We start from the raw sequence: 24,503 nt of genomic DNA, 5'->3' as shown, positions 1-24,503 counted from the left end.
GTCTTGGGGGAGGAATGGGATGGAAGATCAGAGGAGGGTGGAGACGTTGCGCGCCGCCAGGCCGAAGGAAACGGTCATGCCGATTCCCGCGGTGACGGACACGGCAGTGACGCCGGGGGCAACGCCGGCAACAAGGAGCGGTCCCACCTCGCTGGAGGCGTAAATGCCCTGCCAGCGTTCCGTGATGTCGAGGGATTCGACCCCCAGGACGCCCTGGATCCGGTCCAGCAGGAGCGCCGTGGTGGACTCTGCCAGGAAGGGGTCGGCGGTTTTCTGGTAGGCATGCGAGTCGCCCAACAGCAGCGTGCCGTCCGGTCGCTGGGTGAACATCACGTTGGCGCCGATGTCCACGAGAGCCGGATCCTGCGCCCGGACTTCTGCGAGGAGCTCCGCTGCGGACGGCATCTCCACAAAGGCGCCGTAGCGGAGCATGGACGTGGCGGTCAGGACTGCCGGTTGCAGATCCAGCCCCTCCGGGCCTGCCGCGGCTGCCATCTGGAGCGAGCAGCGTTCGATCTTGTGCCCTGCGGCAAGTTCCGGGAAGAGCAGGTCCACGTCGTGGCCCACGCACACAAACACGTGGTCGGCTTCCACCTCGCCGCGGCTTGTCCGGACCAGGGCTGTCCGTTCGGTCCCCGCGCCAAAGCCGAGGGCGGAGGCGTTCCACCGCACGGATGTGTCCGGACGCGAATCCAGCCAGTCGGCGAGGCTCGCCACCGTGGTCCGGGGATCGACCCTGAGGTCATCACGCAGCCACGCGCCGCCGACGACGACGGGACTTGTCGTTGCGTCCGGACCCTCCGCAGCAGCCGCTCGCCCCAGCCGGGCGGACGTTTCAGCGGCGCTGAGCAGAACGACCTGGCCGGGCTCGCGGTGTTCCGCCAGCTCGTGCAGGACGCGAAGTTCTGTCGCGGTGCGTGCCACCACCACGGCTCCGGATTCCGTCGCCCAGAAGCCGGCGCGTTCCGAGAAATCCAGCCAGTGCTTGCGGCCGGTGATGGCAAGTTCATACAAGTCGCCGGTCTGGGCGGTGATGCAGCAGTGTCCGAAGTTCCGGATGGAGGCGCCCACCGCGCGGTGATCGCGATCAATGACCAGCACGGATTGCCCCCGATCGGCGGCAAGGGCGGCGTGGGCCAGGCCTACGATGCCGGCCCCGACCACCACCACGTCCACGGAGGACGGGAGGCTGCCGGCGGCTTGGTTTTGAAGGTTTTCGGTATTCACAAGATCGATAGTGGCCGCCCGGGGCCAGGCCAATCAAGCCAGATCGGAACTTATCTGAACAAGTTTACAATTTGTTCATTGAAGGCCTGCCGAGTTAATGCCGTGTTCATTCGAGAGGGCCGAAATCCTTCGAAATCACGCCAATCCAACTTGTATGATCAAGTCATGTCCCTTTCGCAGCTTCAGCCTCTCCACCAGCGCTTGACCGACGAGCTTCGTACCCGCATCACGTCGGGCCTGTGGCCTGAGGGGTTCCAGATTCCCAGCGAGGCAGAGCTTTGCCGGGAATTCGAAGCCTCCCGGGGAACCGTCCGGCAGGCTCTCGCGGCGCTGCGCACCGAGAGCCTCATTTTGGGCGGGCGCGGCAAGCAGCCGGTCGCCGGCCGGGCGGCGCTGTCCCAGCCGTTCACCACGTTTATGTCGTTTACGGAGTGGGCAAGATCCATTGGCAAGTCCCCGGGGCAGCAGACCCGGGAGATCGCCCGCCGCCCGGCCTCGTCCGAGGTGGCAGCCCAGCTGGGCATCAAAGCGGGCGAGCCTGTGGTGGAGGTCCTGCGGCTGCGGCTCCTGGGGGACGCGCCGGCCATGGTGGAGCGGACCAGCTTTGTCCTTAACGTCGGCCGGCTGCTGTTCGACTTTGATACGGACAGCGGCTCCATCTTCAGCTTCCTGAAAAGCCAGGGCGTGGACCTGAGCCGGGGCCGGCACACCATCGATGCCGTGGCAGCCGAGGGACTGGACGTGGAATTGCTCGGCGTCGAACCCGGTTCACCCTTGCTCCGCGAGCGGCGCCTGACCTCCTCCGCAGCCGGGGAGCCGATCGAATACTCCGACGACAGGTACATCCCCGGCCTGACCAACTTCACCATCGAAAACACCAGCGAGCACCGCGCCAACCTGGTCCGCGTGCCAACCACAGCCTAAGGAACACCATAATGATCGAACTTGTAGCCCTCGACATGGCCGGAACCACCATCGACGAACACGGGGATGTCTACAGCGCCCTCGGGGAATCCGTCCGCGAGGCCGGCGCCGAGGTAACCCCCGAGGACCTCCAGGCGTGGATGGGCACGGACAAGACCGAAGCCATCGCAGCACTGCTGGAACTTGGCGGCATCGCTGCCGAATCCGGGCTCGTTGCGCACACATTTGTCCGCTTCCAGGAGATCCTGGCGGCCCTCTACGCCGCGAACGCACCCGTTCCCCTGGACGGTGTGGAGGACGCGCTGCGGGCCCTGAAGTCCATGGGCATCAAGGTGGCCCTGACCACCGGATTCTCGCGGGATGTGGCCGATCCGCTGCTGGCCACGCTGGGCTGGCGCGTGGGCGACGGCGAGCTGCTGGACGCCGTGGTCACCTCCGACGAGGTGCCCCGCGGACGCCCGGCTCCCCACATGATCCACCGTGCGATGGAGCGCACCGGTGTCCTGAGCGTGGGCGCCGTGCTGGCGGCCGGGGACACCGTCGTCGATCTGCAGGCCGCGGCAAACGCCGGCGTGGCCGGCGTCGGCGTCCTGACCGGGAAGCTCGGCGCGGAGGAGCTGGGCCGCCACCCGCACCTGCGGATTCTTCCCGGCGTGAAGGACCTCCCCGAACTGGTGGGCGCCCTGGCCGCCGAAACTCCCGCCGTCGTCTGCTGACGGGCAAGTCGGTTGACCCGCAAAACGCGCAGCTGCACCGCCGTGGTGACACCCGTGGCTACAGCCGCGGGACGCACTCCCCGGTTCCCAGCAGCGCCAGCCCGGCGCGGTCGCCATCGCCGAAGTCGAACTGCCCGCTGTTTTCCTCATGCATCAGTTGCGTGGGATCGTCCACGTGGTCCAGCCCCAGGACGTGCCCCAGCTCGTGCATGATGATGGCGCGGATGTGGGCAGGTCCCTCCGGCCAGGCCAGTGTTTCCGCGAGGCCCGGCGCATCGAGGGTCACCTGGCCGGCGACGTACACATAGGGCTCGCCGGGAATATGGGCGTAGGCGCTTCCACCGGTCCCTGCAACCTTCCCTGCCAGCCTGGGTGCTTCCGCCGGCGACGACCACGCAATGAGAATCGGCGCCCACTGCTTGCCGTAGCGCGCAGGCTGGTACGCTTCGCGGGCTTCGGATGGCGCCTCGGACGTGGTTCCGTCATACACGAACTGCAGTCCCGAGGCCGCGGAAACTGCGGATACGGCCTCCTCGATAATTACGTCTGTTCCTGGCGGCGCATTGTCCGGCCGGACCACGTAGTGCAGCGGACGGCACGGGTCGTAGGCCACAAAGGCCTGGCCCGGGTCCGGGGATTTCTGCAGGACATAGGCGGTGGATCCGCTGGTGGCCGGCGGCACGCCGAGCGGGGCTGATGCGGCTTCAAACCCTGGCGGCGGCACTTTGGCGCCTGGCAGGTAGGGCATGGCTGCCGGCAACACAAACCGGTCGAAGAGGGTCGGAGTGAAGTAGAGACCCACCAAGAGGGCGATGCCCAGGACCGTGGCGGTGCGCGATTTCCACTTGCGCCCGCAGACTTTCCGGCGGTGGACGGTCCTCTTTGCCGAGATTGGCGAGATGGGGGCACCGCGCCACGGCTCGGGCGCTGGCGGCTTGCCCAGTGCCTCATCGATTGCCCACTGCGGAATGCGCCCGCTGGGCGAACGGCGGATGCGGGGAAACTCCCTGCCGCCAGAATCTGATTCCAACAGTTCCCCCTTGCGCTGCCGTGCCATCTCCTTTGATGGTCTGCCCAGCATAGTGGCGGTCCCGTTGATCCGTACGAGATTACCCGTGAAGTTCGGTCAGCCAGGTTCACTCAAATGTTGCGTTAAATGAGGAAGCGGACGACGGCGGGAGCTCCCCGCCGTCGTCCGCTTCCAAAAGTCCGGGGCAACTCCTCGATGGTTGCGCAGACGGAATACATGTCGCTGTCCTTGAGGTAGCCCGCATTGACGTCGCCGCGGGGAAGTAGTGGTTGCCTCTCCGGTATCGTGGGTCCATGGTGCGGAACCTGGCCGACATCGGCGCTGAAGGTGTATTGCTCGCCGGGGCGGGCCGCGCCATCCTGCTGCAGATCGCCAACCCCGCGGTGGGCCATGGCGTCGCCGAGCACAGTGACTTTGTTTCCCGTCCCCTGGACCGCTTCCGGGCTACGGTCACCTACGTTTACGCGGTCGTTTACGGAACAGAGGCGCAGGTCGCGGCCGTTCGCCGCAGCGTCAACCGGGCCCACTCCACGGTCCGCCGCAAGCCCGAAGCCGGCTCCCACGGGTACAGCGCGTTCGATGCCCAGGCGCAATTATGGGTGGTGGCCACCCTGTACGACACCGCCATCACCGTCTACGAGAAAATCTACGGCCCGCTCGACGACGAGGCAGCCGACCTTATGTACAGCGACTACGCAAGAATCGGCACCGTCCTGCAACTGCCGGCGAACCTGTGGCCGGCCGACCGCGCAGCCTTCAGGACATACTGGGACACTTCCCTGCTGACACTGGAGCTGGACGCCGTCACCGCCGGCGTCGGCCGCGACCTCCTGTACCCGCCAGCCGGGCCACTCTGGCTGCGGATGAGCATGCCCCTGATCCGGTTCATCACCGCCGGGCTGCTGCCGGACCACTTGCGCGCCGGCTTCGGGCTGCCGTGGAGCGACCGCCACAGCCGCCTGTTCGACCGCACCACCCGGTGGTCCGCCCTGGTGTATCCACGGCTGCCGCGGCCGGTGCGGCACTGCGTCAAGAACTACTGCCTCGGCCGGCTCCGCACCTCGTAGCCCTGAACCGCCATCTTTCGGCGTCGCCGTAACGAATCCCCGGCATGAACTATTACAGCCACGCGGCGCAGGAACGGGTTCGGGACGCCGCATACGACGCAGTTGAGAAAGTCCTCAACAGCATGTTCGAACCGTTGAACCGGCAAGCCCTCACGGCGCGCTGGAACCAGGCCTGCGAAGCCATGGCGAAGCACCTGGAAGCACGGGACACCGGCGAGGAGTAGACCCCCTGCTTTCGGTCTCAAATAGGATTGACGGACGATCGAAATCGAAGGGTTTGAGCTGTCCATGAAGGTCACCACCACAACGCTCCAGATGCTCCAACCGCCAGCTTGGACGGCGCGCCCGTTGCACGATGAGGCACGGCTGGACCGGGCTGTTGGGGTCACCCCGGAGTATGCCCGTTTCCTCTATGGCCTGGTGGGCGGACCGAGGCACTGGACGGATCGGCTCGAGTGGACACGGCAGCAGTGGGCCGAGGAGCTCGCCGTGCCGGGGACGGAATTCTGGGTCCTCTATGGGGAGGGCGTGCCGTGGGGCTATGTCCACCTTCAGCCCGTCGTCGCCGAGGATGGAACGCACGTTGAGGTCAGGTACTTCGGCCTCTCAGAGCAGGCGATCGGACGGGGTCTCGGCGGCGGGCTGCTGGAACACGCCATCACGGCCGCATGGTCGCTGGCACAACGCTGCGGCCTCCCGCAGGTGTCCCGTGTCTGGGTCCACACCTGCACGCTGGACGGTCCCGCGGCCCTGGCAAACTACCAGTCCCGCGGGTTTGTGCCCTGCGGGACCGAGGACGCGGACACGGAAGTGGCGGAGGAGCCGCTCGGTTCCTGGGTGGCCACCGGCGGTCGGTAATGGCCGCATAACTGACGCGGACCACTGACGGCCGCATCTGCTGCAAACCCGCCGGCAGCCGTAGGCTGGAACCGACAAAAGGGTGACCGAAGGGGTGACATGTCGGAAACGATAACGGCCGGGCTGCTGGGCGAAGTGATGGCCGAGCTGGCCGTGCTTGAGGACCCGAAGATGCGCGATGCGAACGAGAAGCGCGGCGACGACCACGGGGTGAACCTGTCCAAGCTGCGCGCGGTCGCGAAGCGGCTGAAGACCCAGCAGGAACTCGCGCGCGAGCTCTGGTCCACGAACGACACTCCGGCCAGGTTGGTGGCCCTGCTGATCTGCCGGCCGAAGGCCTTCGAACGCGACGAACTGGACACCATGCTCCGCGAGGCGCGCGCCCCCAAAGTGCACGACTGGCTCGTGAATTACGTCGTGAAGAAGAGCCCGCACGCCGAGGACCTGCGCGTGGCCTGGATGGCTGATCCGGATCCGGTGGTCGCCAGTGCCGGGTGGGCCCTGACCAGCGAACGGGTGGCGAAAAAGCCCGCAGGGCTCGACCTCCCTGGGCTGCTGGACATTATCGAGGCCCAGATGAAGGACGCCCCGGACCGGCTGCAGTGGGCCATGAACCACACGCTGGCCTTCATTGGGATCGAGCATCCCGAGCACCGGGCCCGGGCGCTCGATATCGGCGAACGGCTCGAGGTCCTCAAGGACTACCCGACGCCCCCGAACTGCACGTCACCCTTCGCGCCGGTCTGGATCAACGAGATGGTGAGCCGCCAGGCCACCGCGTAAGACTGTCGGCCCGGAAGCAAAACGAAAGCGGACGACGCCGGGAACCTCCCGCCGTCGTCCGCTTCAGTTTTGGCCGTGAACCGATCAGACGGTGGCGAGCTGGCGTTCCTGGCCACGGATGCTGACCGTGAAAGTGTTGGGGCCGCTGCACTGGACCGCAATGCGGCATTTGGTGGTGTTCGCCTTGACCGAGAGGTCGTGCACAACGCTCTCAAGGGTGTGCTCAAGGGAAGACCGGTCCCAGATTTTCAGCGTGATGGAGTCAGTGTTCTCAAACGTCATTGTCAGTACTTTCGCTCATGCAGTTAACGGCTCCGCGTCGTCCTTGAGGGGGCCGCATCCTCGTCGGTGAGGATTGCTGATCTTGGTAGTGCGGGAACGGGGTCCCGATCTCATGCTTCATGCTCGCCGCCGACATTTGCAACCGAAACGGCGAAAGTGTGAGCGATTACACGCTCGGGCCGGCCTTAGTTACTGACGGCAGCGTAAAGGTTCAGGGACGCCGAAAACACCAGCCACGAGACGTTCGGCAGCATCAGCAGTCCAGCCGTTGGGCTGATGGGTCCAAAGCGCAGAACTGTCAGGGCCGCTGTGAGGACGAGGGCGGCGAGGACGGCCAGGGCCAGCCAGAGCGCCGCGGTCCCCAGTATGGGATACAGCCCGAAGAACGTCATGGGCCAGATTAGGTTCAGGGCCAGTTGGAGCCCATAGAGCCTTAGTGCGCGGCGGCGGGGGTGGCGCCGCTGCCGCCACACCAGCCAGGCCGCCACCGCCATTGCCGCGTAAAGGACCAGCCAGACCGACGTGAACATCAGCCCGGGAGGCGTCCAGGGGGCTTTGTCCGCCAGGGCGTACCAGCCGCCGGCAGCCGTTCGGATCGGGAGGGACCCCACGAACGACACGGCCCAGGAAAGCGCGAGGAAGCCGATCAGGGCGGCAACCTGCCGCCGTCGGGACGGCCCGTCCGGGACTGCCGGACCTTGCGCTTCGTTGGGGACAGTGTCAGGCACTGACCCACTGTGGACAATGGCGGGTACCCGCGTCAAACCCGGAGGCATCGGAGGTCTCCGTCAGGGTCCCTTCGAGATGGCATTTCGGGGGCAGCATTCAAGCCTTGACACCCCTCCGCCACCGGCGTATCGTACAACCAAATGGTTGTAGATCAGCTCAGAGACGCGGACGTGGACCGCCTGTTCCAGGCGCTCGCGGACGCCACCCGGAGGGACATTGTCCGGCGGGTGACGGCGGGGGAGTCTTCCGTCTCCGGCCTCGCCGCCCTCTACGCCATGAGTTTCGCCGCCGTCCAGAAGCATGTGGCGGTGTTGGAGCGCGCTTCCCTGGTGACCAAGGAGAAACGCGGAAGGGAGCAGATTGTGCGGGGAAACCACGAAGGACTGGAAAAGGCCCGCCAGCTGCTTGACGAGTATGAAGCGATCTGGCGGCAGCGCGCCGAGCGGATCGCAGACATTCTGGCTGAAGGATAGGAAGGTTGCGCAATGCCTGTTATCAGTTCCACCAAGAATCTCGAGGCACTCAGCCTCACCCTCGTGGCGGAGTTCGACGCCGTCGTCGAGCGCGTCTGGCAGATCTGGGAAGACCCGCGCCAGCTGGAGCGCTGGTGGGGTCCGCCCAACTATCCGGCCACGTTTGACCGGTTCGACTTCCAGCCCGGCGGGCGGGCCGGCTATTACATGACCACGCCCGAAGGCGAGAAGCCCCGAGGCTGGTGGAAATTCAGAACCATCGAGGCGCCGCGCAAGCTCGAATTTGATGACGGCTTCGCTGACGAAACCGGAGCGCCCGTGGATGCCATGGGCAGTGCCCATGCCGCTGTTGACCTCGAGGATCTGGGTGGCCGCACCCGGATGACCATTATGTCCACGTTCGACTCCGAAGAGCAGATGGAAGAAATGGTCAAGATGGGCATGGAGGAAGGCATGAAGGAGGCTGCCGGCCAGATCGACGCCGTCCTCGCCGAACACGCCCGCGCCTGAGTAACGCTGACGGTTTTGACGCAAAGGCTAGCGCGAAAGGACACTTGCGGCCCTAGGATCCGGGGCCCCAAGTGTCCTTTCGCGCGTGGTGGTGGCCGCGGCTACGGAGGCGGCGTTGCTGGTTAGTGTGTCAGGTCCTTGCCCTTGGTCTCCGGGATGGTGAACACAAACGCGATGCTGATGGCCAGCAGGACCACCGCGTACACGTTGAAGAGGTTGCCCTGTCCGATGGAGCCAAGCCAGGCCTGCAGGTACGGTGCGGTACCGCCGAAGACTGCGACGCAGATGGAATACGGGACGCCCACGCCGACCGTGCGGATCTTGGTGGGGAACAGTTCGGCGTAGACGGCCGGGACGATTGCTGCGCTGCCGGCGATGAAGAACAGCATGACGGACATCGTGACCGCGAGCTGCCACGGGGAGTCCTTCAGCAGCCAGGTCATGGGGAAGTGGAACAGCGCGGCTCCGGCGGCGCTCATGATCATGACGGGCTTGCGGCCGATGCGGTCCGAGAGCTTGCCCCAGAATGGAAGCGCAGCGATGAACAGCACGTTGGCGATCACGCTGGCCCAGAGGGCCTCTCCACGGTCCATCTTCAGGACCGACGCGGCATAGCTGGGAGTCACGACGCCCCAGATGTAGTAGGACACGGTCAGGCCCACGGTCAGGCCAATCACCTGCAGGGCCTGCTTGCGGTGCTTGTAGATCTGGGGCCACATCGGCTCGTGCTTTTCCTTGGGCGATTCTGCCTCGAACGCCGCCGTTTCCTTCATGCGGGCCCGCATAAACAGGGCGTAAAGCCCCATAACCCCACCGAGGATGAACGGGATGCGCCAGCCCCAGGCGCTCATGTCAGCTGTGCTCAAAACGTTGGACAGGACAGCGCCGAGCATGGTCCCGGCCAGGATGCCGACGGTGCCAGACGTGTAAATGAGCGTTGCCCAGAAACCGCGCTTTTCCTTGGGCGCCATCTCGGAGAGGTAGGTCTGCGACGACGGCAGCTCGCCGCCGTGGGCAAGGCCCTGGATGAGCCGGGCCACCAGCAGCAGGACCGAGGCGAAGGCCCCGACGGCTTCGAACGTGGGGGCGACGCCGATGATCAGGCTGCCAAGCGCGGCGAGGCCCACTGCGAACGTCATGGACGTCTTGCGGCCGATCCGGTCTCCAATCCAGCCGAACACGAAGCCGCCGAACGGGCGGGCGACAAAGCCGACGGCGAAGATCGCCAGGGTGGCGAGGAACGCGGACGTCGGATCCGCCTTGCTGAACAGTGCGCTCGCGATGAAGGGCGAGAATGTGGCATAGATGGCCCAGTCGTACCATTCAACGGCGTTGCCGATGCCGGTGCCGACGAGGGTGCGCAGGTGGGACTTGTGAACCTGGACGTCGGCTGGGACGCCTGCAGTAGTGGTCATCGTGTGCTCCATGAAGTGAGGGAAGTTTAGTTGGCCGAGGCCAGGGCCGCGATGCGGGAGACGGCCAGCTCTGCGTAGAGAGCGGTTCCGTCGGACAGCACTCCGTCGTCAAAGGCTGCGTACGGGGAGTGGTTGTAGGAGGTTTCGGTGTGGTCGGCGCCGGGGGCGACGGCGCTGAGCCCGATAAACGTCCCGGGTACTTCCGCCAGCACCCTCGAGAAATCTTCAGAGCCACTGAGCGGGGTGGCCCAGCGGGTGAGGCGCGAGTGTCCAAAGAGGTTTTCGATGGTCTTCTCTGCGGTGCGCGTTTCGTCGTCGTCGTTGACGGTGAGGGGGTACTCGTGACGGTAGTCGACGTCCACCTCAAGGCCGTGGGCGGCGGCGATGCCCTTCAGCAGCGTGGGAACGGCGGACATCATCCGCTCCCGGGAGGCATCCGAGAAGGTTCGAATGGTGGCTTCGATGCGCGCCGATTCCGGAATGATGTTGCGCTTCGTGCCTGCGTGGAGGACGCCCACGGTCAGGACGACGGGATCGAACATGTTGAACTGGCGGGTGATCATGACCTGCAGGGCGGTCACCATTTCGGCGGCCGCCGTGACGGGGTCCTTGGCCGTGTGCGGGGCCGAACCGTGGCCGCCGGCGCCAAGAACCGTGACAGTCAGTGCATCCGAAGCGCTGAGCATCACCCCTGGTTTGGTGCAGAACCGGCCGTGCGGCTCCAAGGCGGAAAAGACGTGCATCCCATAGGCGGCGTCAACCCGGCGCCCGGCCGCCTCCAGCACGCCCTCGCGGATCATGTGGCTTGCTCCGTCAAAGCCTTCCTCGCCTGGCTGGAACATGAGCACAACGTCGCCGGCCAGCTGGTCCCGGCGCTCCGCCAAAAGGGTGGCTGCTCCGGCGAGCATGGCAGTGTGGAGGTCGTGGCCGCAGGCGTGCATGGCGCCGTCGATCTTCGATGAGAACTGGGCACCGGTCCGCTCCTGGACAGGGAGGCCGTCCATGTCGGCACGCAGGAGGACCGCTGGTTTCGTTGCCGATGCGTGCGGCGCGGAGCCGCGCAAGACCGCGGTGACCGACGTCGTGCTCTTGCCCAGGGTGATTTCGAACGGTAGGCCGTCGAGGGCCTTGAGGACTTTTTCCTGGGTCCGGGGGAGGTTCAGCCCGATCTCCGGTTCCTGGTGCAGCTCGTGGCGGAACCGGGCGATCTCGCCCTGCAGTTCCTTGGCGTCGGTGGTGATCGACATCCGCTCTCCTAATTTCTGAACGTTTGGTCAGTGACTCGCTTCCATTGTGAAGTGATGCGGTTCACAAGCTGCGAAATAGCTGGAAAAAATCAAAAGTATGATGGATACGGCAGGATTCATTCACCAGAGATGGAAGCGTGCGAAGTGGTACTCAGCGAGGAAGACCTTGCCCTGATCAACGTGCTGCAGGTCGCGCCGCGGATCAGCTGGTCGGATGCAGCCGATGTGCTGGGAGTGCACGCCACAACGCTGGCTGCGCGCTGGGACAGGCTGAGATTGTCGGGGGCGGCCTGGACGACGGCCCACCTGATCGGCGATCCCAAAAAGATGTGCCTGGCACTGGTGAGCGTGGATTGTGAAATGCGGTTGCGCGCGGAGGTGACCGCGGCGCTCGCCGCCATCCCTGAGGTGGTCACAGTGGAAGAGGCGGCAAGCAACAGGGACCTCATGCTGACGGTCATAGCGCCCACCTTGGCCCGGTTCACGGATCATGTCCTTCCGCGGTTCAAGGAGATCCGCGGGTTGGTGAAGTACCGGACCTCGCTGGGTACCCGTCTGCACTCCGCTGGCCATGCGTGGCGGCTCAATACCTTGGACAAGGCGAAGCAGAATGCGCTTTCGGCCGTTGCCAGTCCTGAAGTCACCGGTTCGGCAGCCTCGAGACCCGGGGCGCCACTGCCGCCCAGCCACCTGGATCTGATCCCGTTCCTGGCGCGGGACGCGCGAGCGAGCGCAGCGGACATCGCGCGCAGCCTGGGCCGGAGCCCGGCGACGGTCCAGCGGCAGCTCAACAGGGTGGTATCCAGCGGGCTGCTGTCCTTCCGTTGTGAAATTGCCCAGAATCTCTCCGGCTACCCGGTGAGCTGCCAGTGGTTCGCCAGCGTGCCGCCGGGCCAGCACGAGGCCGCGGCCGCTGAACTCCGCAGCCTCCGCACTGTCCGGTTCAGCGCGTCCACCACCGGAGGCACAAATTTTGTGATCCTCATGTGGCTGAATTCGCTGGCCGATGTGATGAACGCCGAATTGGCCCTCCAGCAACGCATCCCGCAGATCGAGCTCGTGGAGAGCGTCGTGATCCTGAGCAGCGCCAAGCGGATGGGCTGGATGCTGAACCCGGATTCGACGGCGAGCGGCGCCGTCGTGGTCTCAACCGCGGAGCTGCCGTCCGTAGGGTTTCCCTGAGCTTCCAAGCGGCTGCCATTGGCACCGTTGAAATCAGATGCGGACGCTTGAATACTGGAAAAAGACTCGATTCAGGCACGAAGGCGGTGGCATTTTATGAGCGGCGGGGCGGGGTATTTCAAGCGCCGGCTGGAACGTGCCGTGGAACTGCGTTCCTACCGCGGAGCGGGGATCAACGCTGAAGAAGAGGCGGAACTCGAGGCCGCCGAAGCGCAGGAACGGGACACACGCAAGAAGGTAGACGATGCCCAGCGGGCGGAGTATCTGATCCGGGACGCCATGGCACAGGGCAAATTCGACAACCTCAAATACGCCGGCAAGCCCATCCCCGGGCTCGGGGAGGCCTACGATCCCGATTGGTGGGTCAAGGGCCTGATCCAGCGTGAGAATATCAGCGGACTGGGGCCCAAAGCCATCCTGCTCCGCACCGAAGACGCCGAACTGGACGGCCGGCTTGATGCGCAGTTCACCGAAAAGCAGGTCCGGGACATCCTGGCCGATTTCAATGCCCGGGTGGTCGACGCCCGCCGCCAGCTCCAGGGTGGCCCGCCCGTCATCACCAAAACGCGCGACGTCGAAACGGAAGTAGCGCGCTGGCGTGAACGCCGCGCCGCCCGCGCACAGGACGCCCTACCCGAACCTGAGCCGCAGCGCTCCTGGTGGCAGCGGCTCTGGCGCGGCACCACTTAGCTGAGCGGACGAGGGGCAACGGACGACGGCGGCGCCTCCCGCCGTCGTCGGCTCTCAGGGTCTTCGGCTCCTAGCGTCTTCCGCCCGGGGAGCCGTTCTGCGGCGGAACGCCCGGAATCTCGGGCACAGGCGGCGGGACAGGCGCGGGAGCAGGAGCAGGAGGTGGCTCCGGCGCGGGTGCTGGCTCTGGTGCGGGCGCTGGAGCGGGTGCGGGGGCCGGAACGGGCGCAGGGGCGGGTGAGGGCCTCGGTGCGGCCGGTGCGGGAGTCGGTTTCGGCGGAGCAATCATGGATGCCGGCGGGGCCGGGAACGGGTTTGCCGGGTAGAGCGGGGCGGCCTGGAGCATGTAGTTGACCCACTGCGGCCCGGCGATCATGTAGCCGTCAAGGCGGGGGTAGAACTGGCCGTTGATGGTGACGTTCTGGCCGGGGCGGTTTTGGCCTTCCAGTGCATCGCCGAAGAAGGACGCTGTCGCCAGCCCCGAGGTGTAGCCCACCACCCAGGTGGCGCCGTTGTTGTTGGACGTGCCGGTCTTGGCGGCAACGGGCATCCGGGTGTGGATTTTGGGGTTGATCCACACGCCGGAGCCGACCTTCAGCACGTCCTGGAGCACTGCGTTGACGCCTCGGGCAACCTCCGGTTTGACGGCGTCGCGGCACTCGCTTGTCTGGCCCGGGAGTTTCCCGCCCGACATGTCCGTCACCTCAAGCACGGCAATGGGGGCGCAGTACCGGCCGTCGTTGGCGAAGGTGGCGAAGGCATTGGCCAGGTGGACCGGGGCGACGCCGATGGCGCCGAGGAGATTGCCCAGTTGATGCATGTTGATCTGCGCGCCATCGAGTCCGCTGTGCAGCCCCACGCTGTCCACCATTTTCTGGATGCCGCAGAAATCGAGCTGGGTGGCCGAGGCGAAGGTGGCCGTGTTGATCGAGTTGTACAGCCCGTAGTTCACGGGCATGGGGCGGTAGTAGCCCTCGTCGGCGTTCTGAAGGTCATCGGCGGCTCCCAGCTCAGGGTTGTTCTGGGCCGTGCTGTAGGCGCCCAGCACCCTTCCGCAGCTGGAACGCCACGGGAAGCCCAACGGATACACCCGGCGGGAGGCGTCCACCACCCCGGTTAGCGGCTTGCCCTCGTTCAGCCACTCTGCGAACGTGAAGGGCTTCATGGTGGAGCCGGGCTGGAAACCGCCCGCCCCATTAAGGTCATTGCCTTGCGGATCGCGGGAGTCCACATTGAAGTTCAGTTGGGTATCGAACCTGCCCTCGGCCGGCAGGAACACCGTGTTCTGCGCCATGGCCAGTATTTTTCCGGTGCCCGGCTGCACCGTGACCAGGGACGCTCCCCAGCGGTCAGGGTTCGCCCCGGCGGTGCCGTCCACCTGCGCCTGGGCCGCCGCCTGGAGCCGGCTGTCCAGCGTCGTGACGATGGTGAGCCCGCCGCGGTACAGCTTCCGCTCGCGCTCTATCAGGGTGGTGCCGTAGGCCGGGTTGTTCAGGATCAGATGCGAAATGTAGTCGCAGAAGTAGGGCGCCATCTGGGCGTGGGCGCAGCCCTGCTTCCCCGGACTGAGCTTGAGCTCGATGGGCGCGGCCGCGGCGGCGTCATGGTCCGCCTGGGTGATCTTGCCCGTGGCCAGCATCTCCGCAAGAACCTGGTTCCGGCGGCCTGTGGCCTGCTCCGGATTGACCGCGGGGTTGTAGTAGCTGGGGCTGTTGACCAGCCCGGCCAAGAGGGCCGCCTGCGGCAGGTTGAGATCCGCGGCCGTGGTGCTGAAGAAATACCGTGCCGCCGCCTCGATTCCGTACGCCTCGCGGTTAAAGAACACGATGTTCAGGTAGCCCTCGAGGATCTGGTCCTTGCTGAACTTTTTCTCAAGCGCGATGGCCAGCTTCATCTCCCGGAGCTTGTCCCCGATGCTCTTCTGGCCGCTGAGGATCACCTCTTCGGTTTTGTCCTGGGACACGAAGGATTCGTTGATCACGTTGGTGACGTACTGCTGGGTGATAGTGGAGGCGCCCTGCCTGCCCTCATTCGTCAGGTTGAAGATCGCAGCCCGGACGATCCCCTGCGGGTCGATGCCCGGGTGCTCATAAAAGCGGCTGTCCTCGATGGCCACGATGGCATCCCGGACAAAAGGCGATATCCGGTCCAGGGGGATCCTGATCCGGTTTTCGGTATAGAACGTGGCGATCGGCTGGCCGTCGGAGGTGAGGACTTTGGTGGATTGCGACGGCGGCGCGACGATCAGTTCCGAGGGCAGATTTTCAAAGTAGCTGATGGAGGTGCTGACTCCGTAGCCGACAGTGGCAACAGCGGGGACCACCAGGCTTGCGGCCAGGACGCCGCACATGGCGCTCGCAGCAAAGAATCCGATGACCCTTCCCAGGGCGGCGGCCAACCGGTGCCTGCGTTTCTTTTGCTGCGCCATTGTTCAGCCCCAAGCTCGCGACGTGTGAACAGGATACGCCGCTGCACCTGCAGCATCCAGATGCTGGACGAACTGATGCCAAGCCGGTACTTTCCGTCACTAAGTCCGCTCCGGGCGCCTTATCGCGCGATACATACCGATATATCTTTAAGTGTCGGTGAGTAGTTGACCGATAACCATTCAGCAAAGGCCAAGAAGCATTCAAAAAGACAGAGAAGGGACGATGCCACCATGAAAGGCATTCACGACGACAAGTTTTTGGAAACGCCGTTCGGGCGGGAACAGTTCGAGCGCGGACGGTTTGAGCGCGGTAGGGGCCGCCGCGGACCGCACGGGCACCGCGGGGGAGGGTTTGGCCCGGGCTTTGGGCCACGGGGCGGATTTGGTCCCGGCTTCGGACCTGGTTTTGGATCTGGCGGAGGGTTCGGTCCCGGCTTTGGGCCCGGTCCCCGGCGGGCAAGCAGGGGGGACGTCCGGTGGGCCATCCTGTCGCTGCTGGCCGAGGCCCCGTCCAACGGTTATGGGCTGATCAAGACCATCGCGGAGAAAACATCCGGCGCGTGGCGGCCCAGCCCCGGGTCGATCTACCCGACGCTCCAGCAGTTGGTGGACGAGGACCTCATTGCGCCCCTCAGCGAGGGCCGGCGGACTGACTTCACCCTCACCGACGCCGGCAAGGCCTACGTGGCCGAGCATGCGGAGGAACTGGAGAACGCGTGGAACAGCGATGCGGAAGGATCCGGACCCGCCTTCCACCAGAGTGTGGGCAAGCTGATGGGGGTCATTCATCAGTTCCGCACGGCCGCTACGGACGAACAGCGCAACGCAGCTGTGGAAAAGCTCGACGAAACCCGTCGCGCGCTTTATCAGATCCTGGCCGACTGAGCCCACTCAGGTCAGGCGAAGGTGTCTTCCTTGGCGTGGGCGGCAGCCGGCGCCGGATGCCCGTGGCCCAGCGGGTTGAAGTGGCTTCCCAGCCCGCCGAAGGCGTAGGCGGTCTCGGCATGCTCGGAGAGATCCACGCCGGCCATCTCGGCCTCGTGGCTCACCCGGAACCCGATGGTCCTGTTGATGGCCCGGCCGATCACCAGGGTCACACCGCCGGAGAGAACCACGGTGATCACTACCGCTACGGACTGTGCGGTCAGCTGCTGGAGACCGCCGCCGTAGAAGAGGCCGCCGCCCTGGCCCTCCACGGGAAGGGCGACGAAGCCCAGGGCGAGTGTGCCGATGAGCCCGGCGCCGAGGTGGACTCCCACCACGTCCAGGGAGTCGTCCAGGCCGAACCGGTACTTCAGGTCAACAAACACGCAGCAGGCAGCACCGGCCACTAGGCCCAGACCGATGGCGGCCACTGGGCTGATGTTGGCGCAGGACGGTGTGATGGCCACCAGGCCGGCAACCACACCAGAGGCAGCGCCCAAGGACGTGGGGTGGCCGTGGCGGATCTTCTCCGTCAGGAGCCAGCTGAGCATGGCCGCGGCCGGGGTCACCAGGGTGTTGATCCAGATCAGGCCGGCCTGCTCCGCGGTGGTGGCGGCGCCGCCGTTGAACCCGAACCAGCCGAACCACAGGATGGCCGCGCCGAGCATGATGAAGGGGACATTGTGCGGGCGGTGGCTGGGATCCTTGGCGAAGCCGTGGCGCTGGCCGACCAGCAGGGCCAGTACCAGGGCCGCCGTGCCGGAGCTGATTTCCACCACTGCACCGCCGGCGAAGTCGATGACCTGGCCGAAGGTCTCGGTGATGGCTCCGCCGGCGCTCATGAGCCCGCCGCCCCAGATCATGTAGGCCAAGGGGCAATAGACCAGCGTGATCCACAGCGGCACAAACACTGCCCAGGCGCTGAACTTGGCGCGGTCCGCGATGGCCCCGCTGATGAGGGCCACCGTGATGATGGCGAAGGTGGCGCTGAAGCCTGCCTTGATGAGGTCAGGGGAGCCCATGAGGTTCTGCAGCCCGAAGTTGGCGAAGGGGTTGCCAAAGATGCCCAGGATTCCCTCGCCGGTGGTCATCGAGTACCCCCACAGGACCCACACAACGCCTACGATGCCGGCGGAGATGAAGCTCATCATGATCATGTTCAGCGCTGCCTTGGCGCGCGTCATGCCGCCATAGAAGAGACCGAGCCCGGGGGTCATGAATAGCACCATTGCCGCCGCGATCATCATCCAGACGTGTTGCGCACTGATCTCCACCGGTGGGTCCCTTCCATTGATCCTGAATACGGGGACTTTCCTATGTGGCCCGCGCAATCCCCCCGATCAATATTTGTCGCCGCGTGTTTCCGTTTGCACCTCGCTAAGTTGCGGACAAGTTACGGCAAGGCCGATTTCGTGAAGATCGCATGACCGTGATGTTTCCGGCATGTAAACAGGACCTGTTGAAGGGCGCCGGCGAGGGAAGCCCTACGGCCCTGATACCAGCGACGGCGGGCGCCGGTCCGCGCACGTGGTGAGAAGCCGCCGTCGGGCGCTGAAAAGGGCAACGTTTCCTGAAAGTGAACGGCGGCTCACCGCCGTGGGGCGCCGGTGAAAGGGCCGCTCGGCGGGGTCAGAAGGTCCGGGCGTTGGCCAGGACGGGCAGTTTGCCGCGGACCTCGGCAACGACGGCCGGGTCAAGGTCGACGACGGCGAGTTCCGGTTCGCCGCCGAGGGCCACCAGTGCAGCACCCAGGGGAGAGATGACGGCGCTGTGGCCGACACCGGTGGGAGCCTTGCCGACGGAGGCGATGCCGACGCTTGCAGGGTCGCCCTGCCCGCAGGCCACCACGAAGGTGGTGCTGTCCAGTGCGCGGGCCCGGACCAGGAGGTCCCACTGCTCTGCCTTGCCCTCGCCGGCGCCCCATGAGGCGCAGACAATGTTGACTTCGGCGCCGGCTTTGGCGTTGGCCGTGAACAGTGCCGGGAACCGCACGTCGTAGCATGTGGCCAGGCCGAAGGTGGTGCCGTTCACCTCGAAGGTCACGGGGGCTGTTCCGGCGTCCACGGTATCGGACTCGGCGAATCCGAACGCATCAAAGAGGTGGATCTTGTCGTAGGAGGTCTCGACGCCGGGGCCGGTGACAAGCAGCGTGTTCCGCACGCGGCCGCCGTCGCCCGGGGTGAACATGCCCGCCACCACTGTGATGTCCAGCTCTTGGGCGATGCTGCGGACGGCGGCGGCCCATGGCCCGTCCAGCGGCTCGGCAATGTCCTTCAGGCTGTTGCCGAAGGCGCGCATGGCGGCTTCCGGGAACACAACGAGCTCGGCTCCGGCGGCCTTGGCCCGGGTGGCGTACTCTCGGATGAGCTCCAGGTTGGCGGCCAGATCGGCTCCGGTGATGATTTGGGCCACTGCTAAACGCATGAAATTACTCCAGTCTGTTGTATACATAAAGTATGCGAAAAAGTTCGGGGACGGCGGCGTCCGGCCGCGAGAAGGCGTACGCGTACCTGCGGGAAAACATCCTGATTGACCCGGAGGTGCAGGGGAAGTTCCTGAACGAGCAGGAGCTGGCCGCCGAGATCGGCGTCTCGCGAACTCCGGTCCGGGAGGCGCTCCTGCTGCTCGTCTCCGACGGCCTGGTGGAGCTGATTCCGCAGCGCGGGGCCTATGTTCCGCCGGTGACGGGCCGCGAAATGTCGGAGCTGATGGAACTTCGCGGTGTGCTGGAAAGCCATGCCGCCCGCCTGGTCATCGAACAGCGACGCGTTCCTGCGGAAACGATGCAGGACACCCTGGACCAGCAGGCCCAGCTTCCCGAGCAGCTGAATGCGGAGGCCGCGCAGGAGTTCATCCGGCTGGACACCCTCTTCCATCAGCTGCTGATCGACGCCGCAGGCAATGAGCTCATCTCCCGAACGTACAGCAAGCTCCACGTCCGGCAGATCCTGGTCGGCGTCGCTGCCCTGTTCCGCACCGGTGACCGGCGCGGACAGGTGTGCGCCGAACACCAGGACATCCTCGATGCCCTGGTGTCCGGCGACGCCGCGAAGGCGCAGGAGGCCATTGACCATCACTTGGCTGTCACCCGGGATATCCTGCTCCGCACTTAAGGGAGTTTTTGTCCACATAACGCGAGTTGAGAGTCGTTTTGGGTGCGTTATGTGGACAAAAACTCCGGTCTGGTGATTGGGGGATTGTCAGTTGCCGTGGCCGGTGGCCGCCTGCTGGCGCTCCAGCGCGGATCCTTCCAGCAGCAGGCGGTAGTCCTCGTCCTCCACAGTGTTGGAATCGCGGCCGAGGGCCAGGCCCACGGCGGTGACACCTGCAGCGACTGCCACGTAAATAGCCACCGGAATCCAGGTGCCGAACTGCGCCAGCAGCAATGTGAACATCAGGGGTGCGATGGCGCCGCCGATCACGCCGGCGAAGGTGTAGGCCAGGGAGCTGCCGGTGGAGCGGAGCCGGGGTGAGAACTGTTCCACGATGAAGGCGGCCTGCGGGCCGTACATAAACGAGTGCGCCATAAGGCCGAGCACAATGCCGATGATGAGCATCGGTTGGTTGTTGGCGCCCAGGACGCCGAAGAAGACGAACGTCCACACGGCGCCCGCCACAGCCGCGGTGCCGTAGACCATGCGGCGGTTGAAGCGGTCGGACACAGCACCGGCCAGCGGGATCATAAAGAGCTGGAACGCCGAGCCGATCAGAACTGCCGTGAGCACCTGGCTGCGTTCGTAGCCGAGTGTCTGGATGCCATAGGTGAGGGTGAAAACGGTGAACAGGGCGTAGAGCACGTCCGGGCCCACCCGGCACAGCGTGGCGGCAATGAGGGGCCGGAGCTCCGTGCTGAAGACCTCACGGACAGGGGCGTTGGGCTGTTCGCCATGGGCTTCGATGGCCTTGAAGATGGGGGTGTCTTCCAGCTTCAGGCGGATCCAGAGGCCGAAACCGACCAGCACGGCCGAGACCAGGAACGCGATGCGCCAGCCGAAACCGATGAACTGTTCCTCGGTCAGGGCGAGGGTCAGGACAGCCAGGGCGCCGTTGGCCATAAGGTTGCCGGCAGGCGGGCCCACCTGGGCTGCAGACGCCCAGAAGCCGCGCCGGTGGGGGTCGCCGTATTCGCTGGAGAGCAGAACGGCGCCGCCCCATTCGCCGCCGACTCCCACGCCCTGTGCGAAGCGCAACAGCACCAGGATGATCGGGGCGCTGATGCCGATGCTGTCGTAACCGGGAAGCACGCCGATCAGCACCGTGGCCACGCCGATGATCATCAGGGTGGTCACCAGCACCTTCTTGCGTCCGATCCGGTCACCCAGACGGCCGAAGATGATGCCACCAACAGGCCGGGACACGTAGCCCACCGCATATGTGGAGAAGGCCAGGATAGTGCCCGTCAGGGGATCGGAAGACGGGAAGAACACGAGGGGAAATACGACGGCGGCCGCGGCCGAGTAGACGGCGAAGTCGTACCACTCTAAGGCGGTGCCGGTGAGGCTGGCGGCGAAGGCCTTGTACAGGCCCTTGGGGTGAATCGGCTTGTCCGGACGCGGCGCTGCGCCGGAAGCCGGAACTGGGACGTTAGCCATGGTGTTGACCTCCACGAGATGTTTACGGGTGACGCCTGTCACGCTGGCGTTAAATGTATACATTACGCATACTGGATGTACATTGGCCACCGTTTCCGGTTTCCAGTTTGTAAATTTCTCCAGCAGGACACGCAAAAGGATGGACAGAACATGACGACTCTGAGCTTCGAACTTCCCGACGGCAGCACCCGGACAGTCCAGGTCAAGCACCTCCTGAACGCCGGATATGCAGGCCGGGAGCAGGAGGAAGTGCAGGCCCACATTGCCGAGCTGGCAGAACTGGGCGTTCCGGGCCCCACCACCACCCCGGCGCTTTACCCGGTCTCGCCGTACCTGGCGCAGCAGGTTTCCGAAGTCCGCGTGCAGCATGCCCGGACCTCCGGGGAAGCCGAATGGGCGCTGGTCATCACGGACGACGGCGTGCTGCTGACGGTCGCGTGCGACCACACGGACCGCGAGCTTGAGGTCCATGGGGTGGCCTGGAGCAAGAACGCCAGCCCGGACGTCCTGGGCCGCAAGGCGTGGCGGCTGGAGGACGTGCGCGGCCACCTGGACCAGATCACGCTGAAGGGCTGGGTGGGCGAGGGCGAAACACCGGACACGCTGATCCAGGACAGCTCGCTGGAAGCCCTGCTGACTCCGGACTACTGGCTGGAGGTGCTGACCGAGCGCGGCCTGAACGAGCCGGGGACGGTCCTCATTTCCGGCACGGTGGCCATGACCGGCGGGGTGAACCAGTTCGCCCGCAGCTGGAAAGTGGAGATGACAGACCCCGTGACAGGAACCACCGTGGATGCCCAGTACGTGGTGGAGCAGATGGCCGAGCCCATCGGCTGATTCCGCCGGCTGATTCCGCAGGTCGGGGGCACACTGGGGGCCGCAACTCCCGGTAGCATCATTGCTATGCCCACTGCGCTTGAAATGGCAGGTCCCATCCTGGAAATGATGACCTGGCTGTGCCTTCCGCCGGGGCTTGCCCTGCTGTTCTACTCGGGCATCCTTCGGAGGTTTGTGCACCCCTGGAACGTTGCGGAAGCTGTGGTCTACGCGGACGCTACCGGAACGGGCTTCCGCTGGTTTGACCGCAAGTTCCAGGTCCACCACGCCCCGATGTCACCCCACGACATCAAGGACCTGGCCGTGGGCGACACGTTGCCGATCTACTACCACCCCAAGCGCCCCACACGGTGGCAGACCGCAGCGCCCGAACCGGTGGGGCGGACCGCCGTCGTGCTTGGCCGCGTGCTCACCGGGATCGGTGCCGTGGCGCTCATCGCGGGCTTCCTGCTGCCGATGTTCTGACGTAGCGCGGCTGAATCAGCCGGCCAGCACCACGCCGATGCCGAGCGCGCCCAACGCAACACCCGCAAAGGCGGTCCAGAGCACCGCGGACGTATCGGCGTCGACCCTTTCGCGCGAAACTCCTCGCGCGCTGGCGCCGTACCGCCGGCGCTGAGTCAGGTAGATGGCCGCCGCTGCGGCCGCGGATACGGCGAAAAGCAGCAGGATGGGGAAGCCGTGGTGGGGCAGCCAGCGCAGGAAGATGGCGCTGACCGTCAGCAGCGCCATCATGGTCCGGCCCCACGCCAGCGTGGTCCGCTCGGGCTGGAGCCCGGGATCCCCGTGCGGCCCGGGGTCCGGAAGCCTGGTGCGGACCACCGGGCTAACGCCAGAGGATAAAGACGAGGACGACGGCGGCAGCCAGTGCCCCTGCGCCAGCCAGCAGCGGCACAATGAGCGGCAGCGGGAGTGGAGTTTTGTTGCGCATGCTCCGTTCGACGCGGATCCAGCGCCCTGCGGCGCCGGCGCTCAGCAGCATGCCCAGCAGCAGGAGCAGTACCGCCAGGCTCTTGCGGACCGGTTCCAGGAACAGGTCCGAGGTGAAGGCCTCGATGGCGATGCCGCCGGCCAGAAGCGCCAGCGCCGTGCGGATCCAAGCGAGGAAGGTTCGTTCATTGGCCAGCGTGAAGCGCGGGTCCGGCTCGGTGCCGCCGGGCAGCAGCCGTTCGGCGATCTTTCCGCGCGACGGCGGCAAGGGGTCGTTGGGCGGCGTCTGGTTGCTGGGCACGGGGCCAGTTTAGCCGTTGGCGTCAGCCGGTCCTGGACGAGATGGAAACCACGGCGCTGATGAAAACAGGAAGCGCGGCGGCACTGATCAGCACTATCGCCCCGGCACCCACCCAAGCCGGCACTGTCCGGCGGGGCCGCGCGGATCTCAGCCAGGAAACCGGAACGACGCTCAGCCAGAGGAACAAGAGGAGGGTCCCAATGACGACGAGGACTGCGAACGGTGGAAACAAGATGGCACCAGCGAGCAACGGAACATAGAATTTAGCCGCTTCGGGGCCCCACATCGGAAGGCGCTCACTCCACCAACCTGCCGCGGCAGCGACGACGGAGCCGTGAAGGAGGGCAAGTCCGGCATACAGTGCCACCGACAGCCAGCCGGGTCCAACGATGTTGAAATCGATGTTGTCCGCGCGCAGGGGATCCATCAAGGACCCTACCCACACGAGGAGGAGCAAACCGAACAGCGGTCCGGCGAGACGTCCGCGTGGAAGCCAGCGGCGCACGAGGGGGAACAGGATCGCGGCAAGGAAGCCGGCCGGCAGGCCACCGAAGAACAGCAGGGCCATGGTCCCCCCAACGCTGGGAATTCCCACGAATGCCTGGGCCTCCGTTAGCCGGCCCTGTGCGGAAGCGGGGGATGTGTCCGCCAAAATGCGCATGACCAGCCGCCCGCCGGGCCAGGCGGCAAGCAACGCCGAGGCCAGTGCGGAAAAGGACACGACGTTGGCCCACCAGAAGAACCGGCGCAGCCCGCTCAGTTTCACGTCAGTCCGGAACTCTTGCCCGCCGGTGCCCGTGGAGGGGTGGGGTCGTGAGGCGGATGGCTCACGGATGCTGCGGCCTCCCCACAGCACCACCACCAGCAGGCCAAGGAGCAGAAAAAGGGCGGACCCCACCACAATTATTGTGGCCATCGCTGATCACCATCCACATCCAAAGGATGGATCAATTGTGCTCCCAACCGCGGGTACGGGCTACCTCCGCTGGGAGTTCCGAACGCTGTCACGTCCCCATGGTCAGCCCGCGTTTCGCGGGGCAAACATGATCACAGCCACCCCGACCAGGCAGACGACGGAGCCCGCGACGTCCCACCGGTCCGGCCGGAAACCGTCGAAGATCATTCCCCACGCCAGCGAACCAGCCACAAACACTCCGCCGTAAGCGGCAAGGATCCGGCCAAAATGGGCATCGGGCTGCAGGGTGGCCACAAAGCCATAGAGGCCTAGGGCAATCACACCCAGCCCTGCCCACCACCAGTCCTTTCCCTCGCGGACTGACTGCCACACGAGCCACGCGCCGCCTATCTCAGCAGCGGCGGCTAGGACGAACAGCACGGTCGTTTTGGCAATCGCCACG

The 24,503-nt window shown here is 65.6% G+C and carries 28 protein-coding genes; 14 read left to right on the top strand and 14 right to left on the bottom strand.

Translation table 11 applies throughout. The annotated features are described in order from the left end of the window. Positions 1-27: 27 nt before the first annotated feature. On the bottom strand, positions 28-1,227 hold the full coding sequence (locus tag CXR02_RS02850; protein WP_258060695.1) for a TIGR03364 family FAD-dependent oxidoreductase: 1,200 nt from the start codon (positions 1,225-1,227) through the stop codon (positions 28-30). Positions 1,228-1,392: 165 nt separating this feature from the next. Here CXR02_RS02850 and CXR02_RS02845 point away from each other — a divergent pair, with 165 nt between their 5' ends. Then, positions 1,393-2,151, top strand: a complete 759-nt coding sequence (locus tag CXR02_RS02845) for a GntR family transcriptional regulator (protein WP_104060609.1) — start codon at positions 1,393-1,395, stop codon at positions 2,149-2,151. 11 nt (positions 2,152-2,162) lie between these two features. Beyond that, the gene (locus CXR02_RS02840) at positions 2,163-2,867 is read left to right on the top strand and encodes a phosphonatase-like hydrolase (protein WP_104060608.1); all 705 of its coding nucleotides are present in this window, start codon (positions 2,163-2,165) and stop codon (positions 2,865-2,867) included. A 58-nt stretch (positions 2,868-2,925) separates the two neighbouring features. On the opposite strand, the gene CXR02_RS02835 is transcribed toward CXR02_RS02840, so the two are convergent. Further along, entirely contained in the window at positions 2,926-3,897 is a 972-nt protein-coding gene (locus CXR02_RS02835; protein ID WP_258060694.1) for a matrixin family metalloprotease, read from the bottom strand. A 293-nt stretch (positions 3,898-4,190) separates the two neighbouring features. Between CXR02_RS02835 and CXR02_RS02830 the strand changes: the two genes are divergently transcribed. The 4 genes from CXR02_RS02830 (at position 4,191) to CXR02_RS02815 (ending at position 6,605) form a co-directional block, all read left to right on the top strand. Next, positions 4,191-4,964, top strand: a complete 774-nt coding sequence (locus tag CXR02_RS02830) for an oxygenase MpaB family protein (RefSeq protein ID WP_104060606.1) — start codon at positions 4,191-4,193, stop codon at positions 4,962-4,964. A gap of 44 nt (positions 4,965-5,008) precedes the next feature. After that, positions 5,009-5,188, top strand: a complete 180-nt coding sequence (locus tag CXR02_RS02825; protein ID WP_104060605.1) for a hypothetical protein — start codon at positions 5,009-5,011, stop codon at positions 5,186-5,188. 64 nt (positions 5,189-5,252) lie between these two features. Then, positions 5,253-5,822, top strand: a complete 570-nt coding sequence (locus CXR02_RS02820; protein ID WP_104060604.1) for a GNAT family N-acetyltransferase — start codon at positions 5,253-5,255, stop codon at positions 5,820-5,822. A gap of 99 nt (positions 5,823-5,921) precedes the next feature. After that, positions 5,922-6,605 carry a DNA alkylation repair protein gene (locus CXR02_RS02815; RefSeq protein WP_104060603.1) on the top strand — a complete coding sequence of 228 codons (684 nt, stop codon included), beginning with the start codon at positions 5,922-5,924 and terminating at the stop codon, positions 6,603-6,605. 84 nt (positions 6,606-6,689) lie between these two features. Here CXR02_RS02815 and CXR02_RS02810 read toward each other — a convergent pair whose 3' ends face one another. After that, positions 6,690-6,887: a hypothetical protein gene (locus CXR02_RS02810; protein WP_104060602.1), complete on the bottom strand. Its 198-nt coding sequence runs from the start codon at positions 6,885-6,887 to the stop codon at positions 6,690-6,692. Positions 6,888-7,072: 185 nt separating this feature from the next. Beyond that, entirely contained in the window at positions 7,073-7,615 is a 543-nt protein-coding gene (locus tag CXR02_RS02805; RefSeq protein ID WP_258060693.1) for a TspO/MBR family protein, read from the bottom strand. Between the two features lie 141 nt (positions 7,616-7,756). Here CXR02_RS02805 and CXR02_RS02800 point away from each other — a divergent pair, with 141 nt between their 5' ends. Then, positions 7,757-8,089, top strand: a complete 333-nt coding sequence (locus tag CXR02_RS02800) for a metalloregulator ArsR/SmtB family transcription factor (RefSeq protein ID WP_104060600.1) — start codon at positions 7,757-7,759, stop codon at positions 8,087-8,089. Between the two features lie 12 nt (positions 8,090-8,101). Then, the gene (locus CXR02_RS02795; protein ID WP_104060599.1) at positions 8,102-8,599 is read left to right on the top strand and encodes an SRPBCC domain-containing protein; all 498 of its coding nucleotides are present in this window, start codon (positions 8,102-8,104) and stop codon (positions 8,597-8,599) included. A 122-nt stretch (positions 8,600-8,721) separates the two neighbouring features. On the opposite strand, the gene CXR02_RS02790 is transcribed toward CXR02_RS02795, so the two are convergent. Both CXR02_RS02790 and CXR02_RS02785 read right to left on the bottom strand, forming a co-directional pair. Continuing rightward, positions 8,722-10,014 carry an MFS transporter gene (locus tag CXR02_RS02790; RefSeq protein WP_104060598.1) on the bottom strand — a complete coding sequence of 431 codons (1,293 nt, stop codon included), beginning with the start codon at positions 10,012-10,014 and terminating at the stop codon, positions 8,722-8,724. A gap of 26 nt (positions 10,015-10,040) precedes the next feature. Then, positions 10,041-11,261 (bottom strand): M20 family metallopeptidase, encoded by a 1,221-nt coding sequence (locus tag CXR02_RS02785; RefSeq protein ID WP_104060597.1) that lies wholly within the window; start codon positions 11,259-11,261, stop codon positions 10,041-10,043. 129 nt (positions 11,262-11,390) lie between these two features. Here CXR02_RS02785 and CXR02_RS02780 point away from each other — a divergent pair, with 129 nt between their 5' ends. Together CXR02_RS02780 and CXR02_RS02775 are read left to right on the top strand one after the other, a co-directional pair. Beyond that, complete coding sequence (locus CXR02_RS02780; protein ID WP_104060596.1) at positions 11,391-12,443, top strand: Lrp/AsnC family transcriptional regulator; 1,053 nt, start codon at positions 11,391-11,393, stop codon at positions 12,441-12,443. A gap of 96 nt (positions 12,444-12,539) precedes the next feature. Continuing rightward, complete coding sequence (locus CXR02_RS02775; RefSeq protein WP_104060595.1) at positions 12,540-13,133, top strand: DUF1992 domain-containing protein; 594 nt, start codon at positions 12,540-12,542, stop codon at positions 13,131-13,133. Positions 13,134-13,203: 70 nt separating this feature from the next. On the opposite strand, the gene CXR02_RS02770 is transcribed toward CXR02_RS02775, so the two are convergent. After that, positions 13,204-15,561 carry a transglycosylase domain-containing protein gene (locus CXR02_RS02770; protein ID WP_104060594.1) on the bottom strand — a complete coding sequence of 786 codons (2,358 nt, stop codon included), beginning with the start codon at positions 15,559-15,561 and terminating at the stop codon, positions 13,204-13,206. A gap of 231 nt (positions 15,562-15,792) precedes the next feature. Between CXR02_RS02770 and CXR02_RS02765 the strand changes: the two genes are divergently transcribed. After that, positions 15,793-16,446 carry a PadR family transcriptional regulator gene (locus CXR02_RS02765; RefSeq protein ID WP_104060593.1) on the top strand — a complete coding sequence of 218 codons (654 nt, stop codon included), beginning with the start codon at positions 15,793-15,795 and terminating at the stop codon, positions 16,444-16,446. 11 nt (positions 16,447-16,457) lie between these two features. Here the strand turns inward: CXR02_RS02765 and CXR02_RS02760 are convergent, their stop codons facing one another. Further along, the gene (locus CXR02_RS02760) at positions 16,458-17,759 is read right to left on the bottom strand and encodes an ammonium transporter (RefSeq protein WP_104060592.1); all 1,302 of its coding nucleotides are present in this window, start codon (positions 17,757-17,759) and stop codon (positions 16,458-16,460) included. Between the two features lie 355 nt (positions 17,760-18,114). After that, positions 18,115-18,909, bottom strand: coding sequence for a carbon-nitrogen hydrolase family protein (locus tag CXR02_RS02755; protein WP_104060591.1), 795 nt, complete (start codon positions 18,907-18,909; stop codon positions 18,115-18,117). Positions 18,910-18,941: 32 nt separating this feature from the next. Here CXR02_RS02755 and CXR02_RS02750 point away from each other — a divergent pair, with 32 nt between their 5' ends. Then, complete coding sequence (locus CXR02_RS02750) at positions 18,942-19,598, top strand: GntR family transcriptional regulator (RefSeq protein WP_104060590.1); 657 nt, start codon at positions 18,942-18,944, stop codon at positions 19,596-19,598. Positions 19,599-19,685: 87 nt separating this feature from the next. On the opposite strand, the gene CXR02_RS02745 is transcribed toward CXR02_RS02750, so the two are convergent. Continuing rightward, positions 19,686-21,077, bottom strand: coding sequence for an MFS transporter (locus CXR02_RS02745; RefSeq protein ID WP_104060662.1), 1,392 nt, complete (start codon positions 21,075-21,077; stop codon positions 19,686-19,688). Between the two features lie 150 nt (positions 21,078-21,227). Here CXR02_RS02745 and CXR02_RS02740 point away from each other — a divergent pair, with 150 nt between their 5' ends. Both CXR02_RS02740 and CXR02_RS02735 read left to right on the top strand, forming a co-directional pair. Then, positions 21,228-21,914, top strand: a complete 687-nt coding sequence (locus CXR02_RS02740; protein WP_104060589.1) for a DUF2848 domain-containing protein — start codon at positions 21,228-21,230, stop codon at positions 21,912-21,914. 66 nt (positions 21,915-21,980) lie between these two features. Further along, positions 21,981-22,379, top strand: a complete 399-nt coding sequence (locus tag CXR02_RS02735) for a hypothetical protein (protein ID WP_104060588.1) — start codon at positions 21,981-21,983, stop codon at positions 22,377-22,379. Between the two features lie 15 nt (positions 22,380-22,394). On the opposite strand, the gene CXR02_RS02730 is transcribed toward CXR02_RS02735, so the two are convergent. From CXR02_RS02730 to CXR02_RS02715, 4 genes are all read right to left on the bottom strand, one after another. Next, complete coding sequence (locus CXR02_RS02730; protein WP_104060587.1) at positions 22,395-22,736, bottom strand: DUF202 domain-containing protein; 342 nt, start codon at positions 22,734-22,736, stop codon at positions 22,395-22,397. A 4-nt stretch (positions 22,737-22,740) separates the two neighbouring features. Further along, entirely contained in the window at positions 22,741-23,145 is a 405-nt protein-coding gene (locus tag CXR02_RS02725) for a YidH family protein (RefSeq protein WP_104060586.1), read from the bottom strand. A gap of 22 nt (positions 23,146-23,167) precedes the next feature. Beyond that, positions 23,168-24,061, bottom strand: a complete 894-nt coding sequence (locus CXR02_RS02720; RefSeq protein WP_104060585.1) for a hypothetical protein — start codon at positions 24,059-24,061, stop codon at positions 23,168-23,170. Between the two features lie 102 nt (positions 24,062-24,163). Further along, a complete protein-coding gene (locus tag CXR02_RS02715; RefSeq protein WP_104060661.1) occupies positions 24,164-24,502 on the bottom strand; it encodes a YnfA family protein in 339 nt (112 codons plus the stop codon). Between the last annotated feature and the right edge of the window lies 1 nt (position 24,503).

This window comes from Arthrobacter sp. 4R501, assembly GCF_002929755.1.
Taxonomy (GTDB): Bacteria; Actinomycetota; Actinomycetes; order Actinomycetales; family Micrococcaceae; genus Arthrobacter.
The sequence above is the reverse complement of the archived record's forward strand: the minus strand, read 5'-3'. Positions and strand labels throughout refer to the sequence as shown.